Below are 4,776 nucleotides of genomic sequence, written 5' to 3' on the forward strand. Positions count from 1 at the left end.
TCTTCTGAGTCTGTTTCATACAGTCAGCATAGGCTAAAAACTCGAAAAAATCTAAATTTTCTAAAAATTTTTTGTTTTTAGCTTGACTTGTCACAAAATACAGACATATGATTGTTGCATCACCACGAAAGGACGGTGGATATGAGCACCCGACAGATTGGCGAAATACTAGCGGAAAATCTCTCGCTCGCACTCGCCAAAACCAAACTCACACGAACAGAGGTGGCAGCCAAAGCAGGTATTAGCCGCGCTCGCCTCTCTTCACTCGAAAATCACAACGCCCCAATCCGAGCTACCGAACTCTGGGAGATTGCCGCAATACTGGGCGTTGAGCCTGCCTGGTTCTACTCTGAGCACCTTCCAGAGCTGGCGGTCAATTAATTTTTTTACCCCTCTGTCTGTAAATGCAGATATATGAGCAGTTAGGTGACACGAAATGCTAACCATTCCTAATGACCGGCTGACGCTCTGGTCACCCGAAGAGCTCGCCAAAGCACTCGGCGTGAAAGAACAGACCCTGGCCGACTGGCGAACGGCACGCACTGGCCCCGCCTTCATCCGCACCAGTAAGGGTCAGCGTGGCGGCAGGATCTACTACACCTCAAACGCCGTCATGGACTGGCTCCAGTCCCTACCCGTCACCACCACCACCAACTAAGGAGAAGAGACGATGCACAACACCTACGAGGACCTCTTCAACGAAGAGTCGAAGCCCCTTACACATGAAGAAGTTCTCCAAAAAATAGGGGAAGGCAACCGCTGGATTGTCCAGCAGGTGACCCGAGGAATGAACCTCGTCAATGCCGAAGTGTCTATCACCTATGACAGCCAAATCGACATCAAAGAATTCACCATCCGAGGGCTCCTCTAGCCCCTCCCCGCAGATAAGGAACGCTAATGAACACTGAGATGTTCCAGACCATCTTCTACATCACGGGCACCATCCTCAGCGTCGCCTGCGCAATTGGTGCTGGCACCATCTGCTTCACCACCATCAAGCTCTCGAAAGAAGAGCACGCGCTGGACGTAGAAAAAGCCGAACTTCGGAAAGCTGAACTACGGATTCGGCAGAGGAATGAGCGGGATCGGGACGGGGACAACATCATCACGCCCACCGACTCGGAGCTCTAGATTCGACGGCAACGACATACCGTAACCGCCGAAAAGGTGAACGCGAAGAGACTCCCCAGGGCGGAATGTCTGTTGAATCTGGGGGCATCGAACAAACTCATCAAGGTTCGCCACTTCAAGAACCTCAACCGGTTTATTAGTGACGTTATGGAGCAGATAGAGGCCCGTATTCAAAGGCTCCAGCTTGAAAACAGGCCTCCACAGGTGGGAGGCAATCTCAGACTGAGATTCGGACTGCTTCTGATGCTCCGCAAGAATCCGCCTCAACTGCTTGATTGATTTCTCAGCTTGCCGCGCTCGCTTTTCTGCCGCCCTTGCAGAACGGACTGCAGCATCACGCATCTCTAACGCCGCCCCATGCGCCGCCTCCGCCTTATCCCTCGCTTTCTTTGACCCGTGGGAGTGAAACCACGCCAACAATGCGAAGACAAAAGACGAGGTAGCCGCAAAAACCGACACCCAGAAAGAAAGATTTGAAAGCAACTGTGAATCCATACCAGACATCCTAACCAGCCGAAACCACACCACCAAGTAAGGACCCACCATGACCGCCAAGACTAAGCGCGACCGCTCCGCCGGCAGGGCACACCGCCACACCGCCATCCAAACCATCGTCAACAACCACCAAGGCATCGTCGACGACATCGCCAGCATCGACAACAGCATCGCCGCTCTGCAGGACGAAAACTGCAACCTCGGCAGCCGACTCGACCACTGGTACACCATCCTCGACGAGAAGAACACCCACACCCGGCAGAACGTCGCCTACACCATGAGGTGCGTCGTCGAAAACGAACGTAAGGCAGCCGAAGTTGAGAGCGCCGTCGGCATCCTCCAAGAGTCCAGCAAGGAACACCAGGGAGACATCGCCATCCTCCAGCACACCAGCAAGGAACACCAGGAGGCAATCGCCCAGCTCACCGCCTACGTAAACAAGGTTCACGGCAAGCAGACGGCCTTCAACCAGGAAATCACCCTCCTGCAGGCAGAAATGGACGACACCAACCGCCGTATCTTCCAGCTCGCCTGGATCACCGTCGGCCTCTGGGCAATCGCCGCGCTCACCATCTTCGCCGCCCTCATCACCCGCTAAGGAACACACCATGTGCACCACCCTCCGCACCGCACGCGCCCTCGTCTGGGCATGCGTCGCCGCGTCCATCCTCATCACAGGTATCGGCACCGCACAGGAAGACATCGCCCTCCGCGCCCTCACCTTCACCGCCGCACTCATCCCCGCAGCCGCAGCAATCCTCATCGGCTCATTCATCCACAACCACACCACAGGAGACACCAATGGGACACATCGCAGATAGCCTCCCACACCCCGACGACTGGGACGGAGAAAAGCCCCTCTACAGTGCAGCAGAAGCCGCCGTATTCCTCGGCATCAAACCGCTCACCATCACCAACCGCGTCTACCGCCGCACACTCACCCCCGCCGCCTGGAGCAAGAACACCGGCTACTGCTTCACCAGAAGCACCCTCGACCGGGCACTCCAGCGTGCCGAGAAAGCAGCCCGTGCAAAACGCGAGTACCGGCACATCATCCCCAACAAAGAACAGCTCACCCCGCCCCGATTGAAGCGCTCCAGCATCGACTGGAACAACCCCTACGAAGGAAAGAAGAACTAACCATGCCCACCGCTTTCTCCGGTGTAGAAAACCGCATCTCCGAAGCACGTGAACGCCACCAGGACCTACACCGAACTACACGCCAGGACGTGGCAGACTGGCGCACCCAAGCCGCCCGCCTCACCGCCGCTATTGGCGCCCTCAACGAATCCAATGAGGCACTCGACGCCAAGGTGAACACCGCGCTTGCCCTGTCCGTGCTCGCAGTCACCGTCAGCATCATCGCACTCAAGAGGCGGTAAGCGCCAATGACCGTCAAGAAACTCTGCGGGGCATGCGGGCAGGACGCGCTAGAGCGCAACCCTGAATGCGCAGCCTGCGGCAACCGGCACGCACGATGGTGCCGGGCAGGCGACCCCCGCGGCGTCCCCACACCACGCAAAACGTGTGCGCCGCCTGCGGGCAACCCGCCCACCAAACCAACCCCGACTGCAAAACCTGCATCAAACGCGAACAGCGCCGCGCCAAAGCAGAAGGCAGAGAACCATACATCCCTTCATGACCACCAAGGCCATGCAGGCGCCCCAGTACCCATCACCACGCTCACCACAGCGCGTGACGTCCACAACCACGAGACGCTCACCGGCTGGCTCACCGCCCGCCGCAACCGCCTCAACCCACCCCGAAAGGAAAAGAAGAACATGACCACCCACACCACCCTCAACGGCGCAACCATCACCGACGAGCAGCTTCAGACCCTCGCCCTCGAACTGGTCAACATCCAGGCAGACATCGCCGCACTGAAGGAAGAAGCCGCCAAGATCGAGGCGACCCTCAAGAACCTGCCCAACGGCAAGTACGCCTGCGGGGATGCGACCCTCACCGTCTCCCACCCGCGCCGCTTCAACGAGAAGAAGTTCGTCGAGACCTACCCGGTCGAAGCGTTCCCGCAGTTCTACCAGACCATCCGCAAGGTCGATTTGAAGACTCTCGCCCCGGCGCTCAAGGACCAGTTCGCCGAGGACTCCACCGCACGCCTGACCATCCGCTAACCACCCACAGGAAGGACGCACGTTGGTTAACCCGACCATCGCCAAACCCCCCGCAGGGGCGGGCCAGGCAGAAGCCTACACCGCCGACATCACCGTCGCAGGCATCATGGGCGTCATCACCGACGCCATCACCGCCCACCCCCGCAGCCTCCAAAAACGCATCGGCCCCTCAGAGATCGGCATGGACTGCACCCGCCGTCTCATCCACAAGCTCGCCGGAGACACCGAACCCGACCGCGGCATCGCATGGAAACCCACCGTCGGCACCGCCTGCCACACCCAAATGGAGGAATGGTTCGGCGCCCACAAGAACGACGGCTATTTGGTCGAGAACCGCGTCACTGTCGGGCAAATCGGCGGTGTCGACATCACCGGCTCCACCGACCTGTTCAGCGTGAACGACAAGACCGTCATCGACTGGAAATTCGTCGGCCCCGCCATGCTCAAAAAATACAAGCTGCACGGCCCTTCAAACCAGTACCGGGTGCAGGCGCACCTGTACGGTACCGGCTGGGTCAACGCAGGCTACGAAGTTCAACAGGTCATGATCGCGTTCCTGCCCCGTGACGGTGAACTTGGAGACGCCTACTTCTGGTGGGAGCCCTACCAGCCGCAGATTGCAGAAGCTGCGCTCGCCAAAGCGAACCAGCTGGTCACCCTCATCAACGCCATCGGCAAGGACGCGACACTGGCAATGTACCCGCTCTGCAATGAACGGTTCTGCCCCTGGTGCCCTGCCGATAGGGCGGCACAGAACGCCACCATCTAACCCCCAAATTTTTTTATCAACCCCCTTTTGAAAGGAAAAACTGTAATGTCCGCTTTCGATTTCTTCGCACCCCGCGCAAGCCACTCCTGGAAGTTCACCAACCCCGGCGACACCCACACCGGCACCATCACCGAGGTAAGCGACGCACGCCAGGCGACCGAGTTCGGCTCCAACGAGCCCGCCTACTGGGCTTTTTAATGGAGTTTCACTCTGTTGCCTAGGATGGACCCTCTCAATGTATTCTACTTC

The 4,776-nt window shown here is 58.3% G+C and carries 11 protein-coding genes; all 11 read left to right on the forward strand.

The genetic code is table 11. The features are described 5' to 3' along the window. The first annotated feature begins 141 nt into the window (after positions 1-141). Positions 142-381, forward strand: coding sequence for a helix-turn-helix domain-containing protein (locus Q0216_RS00675; RefSeq protein WP_298592084.1), 240 nt, complete (start codon positions 142-144; stop codon positions 379-381). A gap of 55 nt (positions 382-436) precedes the next feature. Continuing rightward, positions 437-658 carry a helix-turn-helix domain-containing protein gene (locus tag Q0216_RS00680; protein ID WP_298592086.1) on the forward strand — a complete coding sequence of 74 codons (222 nt, stop codon included), beginning with the start codon at positions 437-439 and terminating at the stop codon, positions 656-658. A 12-nt stretch (positions 659-670) separates the two neighbouring features. Next, positions 671-871: a hypothetical protein gene (locus Q0216_RS00685; RefSeq protein WP_298592089.1), complete on the forward strand. Its 201-nt coding sequence runs from the start codon at positions 671-673 to the stop codon at positions 869-871. Positions 872-897: 26 nt separating this feature from the next. Then, entirely contained in the window at positions 898-1,131 is a 234-nt protein-coding gene (locus Q0216_RS00690) for a hypothetical protein (protein WP_298592092.1), read from the forward strand. A 544-nt stretch (positions 1,132-1,675) separates the two neighbouring features. Beyond that, positions 1,676-2,224 (forward strand): hypothetical protein, encoded by a 549-nt coding sequence (locus tag Q0216_RS00695; RefSeq protein WP_298592096.1) that lies wholly within the window; start codon positions 1,676-1,678, stop codon positions 2,222-2,224. A gap of 10 nt (positions 2,225-2,234) precedes the next feature. Beyond that, the gene (locus Q0216_RS00700) at positions 2,235-2,447 is read left to right on the forward strand and encodes a hypothetical protein (RefSeq protein WP_298592099.1); all 213 of its coding nucleotides are present in this window, start codon (positions 2,235-2,237) and stop codon (positions 2,445-2,447) included. Further along, the gene (locus Q0216_RS00705; RefSeq protein ID WP_298592102.1) at positions 2,428-2,766 is read left to right on the forward strand and encodes a hypothetical protein; all 339 of its coding nucleotides are present in this window, start codon (positions 2,428-2,430) and stop codon (positions 2,764-2,766) included. The genes Q0216_RS00700 and Q0216_RS00705 overlap by 20 nt, the downstream gene beginning before the upstream one ends. Positions 2,767-2,768: 2 nt before the next feature. Beyond that, complete coding sequence (locus Q0216_RS00710) at positions 2,769-3,008, forward strand: hypothetical protein (RefSeq protein ID WP_298592104.1); 240 nt, start codon at positions 2,769-2,771, stop codon at positions 3,006-3,008. A 399-nt stretch (positions 3,009-3,407) separates the two neighbouring features. Then, complete coding sequence (locus tag Q0216_RS00715) at positions 3,408-3,758, forward strand: hypothetical protein (protein ID WP_298592107.1); 351 nt, start codon at positions 3,408-3,410, stop codon at positions 3,756-3,758. A 22-nt stretch (positions 3,759-3,780) separates the two neighbouring features. Continuing rightward, positions 3,781-4,527, forward strand: a complete 747-nt coding sequence (locus Q0216_RS00720) for a hypothetical protein (RefSeq protein WP_298592109.1) — start codon at positions 3,781-3,783, stop codon at positions 4,525-4,527. A gap of 45 nt (positions 4,528-4,572) precedes the next feature. Continuing rightward, positions 4,573-4,725 (forward strand): hypothetical protein, encoded by a 153-nt coding sequence (locus Q0216_RS00725; protein ID WP_298592110.1) that lies wholly within the window; start codon positions 4,573-4,575, stop codon positions 4,723-4,725. Positions 4,726-4,776: the final 51 nt, after the last annotated feature.

The sequence above is a fragment of the uncultured Rothia sp. genome (assembly GCF_937976295.1).
GTDB lineage: Bacteria > Actinomycetota > Actinomycetes > Actinomycetales > Micrococcaceae > Rothia.

Bases quoted from the DNA above. Each gene is read 5' to 3' on its own strand.
- Q0216_RS00685 (WP_298592089.1), top strand. From the start codon at position 671: ATGCACAACACCTACGAGGACCTCTTCAACGAAGAGTCGAAGCCCCTT.
- Q0216_RS00695 (WP_298592096.1), top strand. From the start codon at position 1,676: ATGACCGCCAAGACTAAGCGCGACCGCTCCGCCGGCAGGGCACACCGC.
- Q0216_RS00690 (WP_298592092.1), top strand. From the start codon at position 898: ATGAACACTGAGATGTTCCAGACCATCTTCTACATCACGGGCACCATC.
- Q0216_RS00700 (WP_298592099.1), top strand. From the start codon at position 2,235: ATGTGCACCACCCTCCGCACCGCACGCGCCCTCGTCTGGGCATGCGTC.
- Q0216_RS00705 (WP_298592102.1), top strand. From the start codon at position 2,428: ATGGGACACATCGCAGATAGCCTCCCACACCCCGACGACTGGGACGGA.
- Q0216_RS00680 (WP_298592086.1), top strand. From the start codon at position 437: ATGCTAACCATTCCTAATGACCGGCTGACGCTCTGGTCACCCGAAGAG.
- Q0216_RS00710 (WP_298592104.1), top strand. From the start codon at position 2,769: ATGCCCACCGCTTTCTCCGGTGTAGAAAACCGCATCTCCGAAGCACGT.
- Q0216_RS00675 (WP_298592084.1), top strand. From the start codon at position 142: ATGAGCACCCGACAGATTGGCGAAATACTAGCGGAAAATCTCTCGCTC.
- Q0216_RS00715 (WP_298592107.1), top strand. From the start codon at position 3,408: ATGACCACCCACACCACCCTCAACGGCGCAACCATCACCGACGAGCAG.
- Q0216_RS00725 (WP_298592110.1), top strand. From the start codon at position 4,573: ATGTCCGCTTTCGATTTCTTCGCACCCCGCGCAAGCCACTCCTGGAAG.